We start from the raw sequence: 361 nt of genomic DNA on the forward strand, positions 1-361 counted from the left end.
AGATATTTTATTAACGGTATTTGCTGGGCTGATAACCAGTGCAGTTTCTTTAGCTAAAGTTATTACATACTTATTGGCTAACCATCAATTACTTGTTTGGTCGTTCTTTTTTGGCTTGATTCTGGCCTCATTTATCTATATTGCGAAACAAATAGAACAATGGCGATTAAGTACCATTATCAGCTGCTTCATAGGCGTTGTGATCGCGTATGTGATCACGTCATTAGCACCCGCTGAGGCTGAGCCTCATACTTGGTTATATTTTGTATCGGGTGCTATCGCCGTTTGTGCGATGATCCTTCCAGGGATCTCTGGGAGCTTTATTTTACTATTATTGGGTATGTATAGTCATGTTTTAACA

General features: G+C 39.1%; 1 protein-coding gene. It reads left to right on the plus strand.

From position 1 onward, the window contains the following. Positions 1-361 (plus strand): undecaprenyl phosphate translocase family protein (locus CWC11_RS20920; RefSeq protein ID WP_138684183.1); only part of this gene is annotated, 361 nt, incomplete at both ends.

The sequence above is a fragment of the Pseudoalteromonas sp. S3178 genome, from assembly GCF_005886985.1.
Taxonomy (GTDB): domain Bacteria; phylum Pseudomonadota; class Gammaproteobacteria; order Enterobacterales; family Alteromonadaceae; genus Pseudoalteromonas; species Pseudoalteromonas carrageenovora.